This is a genomic window from Prevotella sp. AM34-19LB (assembly GCF_003468525.1).
GTDB lineage: Bacteria > Bacteroidota > Bacteroidia > Bacteroidales > Bacteroidaceae > Prevotella.
Genome location: NZ_QSIG01000118.1, coordinates 1 through 1,309 on the forward strand (window position 1 = coordinate 1; position 1,309 = coordinate 1,309).

Here is a 1,309-nt window from a genome sequence, read left to right on the forward strand (position 1 = left end):
TTGTCTCAGCAACCATCCAAGATATATAGATGGTTGCCAAGCCACTGTGTCCCTTATATAAAAACATTATAAAGCCTTTAGGCTGAGATTATTATCCCGAACTGAGGTAGTTTTCTGTCCCTGCGGACTGTTGGAAGGCGACCAGTCGCCCTGATATCCCGGTCTTCGTGTTTCGTTCTTGTTATTCAGGTTGCCGAATACCGAGATTCGTGAATTGTCAGTGTAGTAGAGTCCGAAGAGACGAGCCAGATAGCGGTCTTCGCTTCCCCCCGCCGCCTCTATGTTGGCGATGTATCCACGGGAGTACTCACGCTTCAAGGCGACATCCATCACATAGTCCTTCTTCTCCATCTCCTTACCCATGAGTCGGCTTTTTTCTGAAGAACGGTCATACACCTTCAGTTCCTTTACGGTATAGTAAGGAAGATTGTCGAGCATCACCTGGTTCTTCCCCTTGAAAAAGTCTTTTCCGTTGAGGAGCAGATAATCTATCTTTTTGCCGTTAACGTAAATATCGCCATTACTCTTCAGTTCGGCTCCCGGCATCTGTCTTATAAGCGCATCGAGCATGGAGCCATCAGGCACATTGAATGCGCTGGCGTTAAAGACGAGCGTATCGCCACGGTAAGCCAGCTTCACCTTGGTGCCTGTCACCACCACGTCATCGAGGGCAACATCCTGATTGAATTTCTTCTTGAGCAAAAGCGAAGGGAATGAGAAATCCTTATTGCGTCCAATGTATTTGATGGTATGATTGATGCACTTCGTCTCATAGCCATCACACGCTGCCTTGATGATATAAGAAGCGGGACGTGCAGGAACATGGGTAATATAGAAGAGGCGCTTTCCCCTTCCTGTCGTAGTCATGGTATCTATCACGTTGCTGTCCTTGTCCATCACCGTGACAAAAGCCTTCAGATAGGCTTGGGTAAACGAATCTTTCACGTCACCATATACTTCTATTGTATGCTCTTTCTTTTTCTTTTCTTGCTGTTGCTACAGATTGTACTGATCGTGCAGATTGCCACGAGCATAGGTTGGCAATACAGCCATCAAAAACAAGATAATCAAGTTAATAGATTTCATATTTTACCATTTAAGTTATTACCTCAGTTCGGGATAAGAAATAGTGCCTAAAAAAGTTGGTAATCTCCGATATTTTTGTATCTTTGTAGGTGAAATCCAATTAGTTACAAACATAAAAGATATCATTATGGAGATTACCAAGGACAAAGTTACAGAATTATTTTGTATTATTGATGAATTTTACAAAGTTTTTGATGCTGAAAATGCAGGAAAATTGCTTTTG

The 1,309-nt window shown here is 42.9% G+C and carries 1 protein-coding gene and 1 pseudogene; one reads left to right on the top strand and one right to left on the bottom strand.

The window, feature by feature from the left end:
- Positions 1-66: 66 nt before the first annotated feature.
- The gene (locus DW830_RS15455) at positions 67-945 is read right to left on the bottom strand and encodes a hypothetical protein (protein ID WP_119250491.1); all 879 of its coding nucleotides are present in this window, start codon (positions 943-945) and stop codon (positions 67-69) included.
- 268 nt (positions 946-1,213) lie between these two features.
- On the opposite strand from DW830_RS15455, the pseudogene DW830_RS17200 reads away from it, so the two are divergent.
- Positions 1,214-1,309 (top strand): annotated as a pseudogene (locus DW830_RS17200) (IS982 family transposase); the annotation flags it as partial.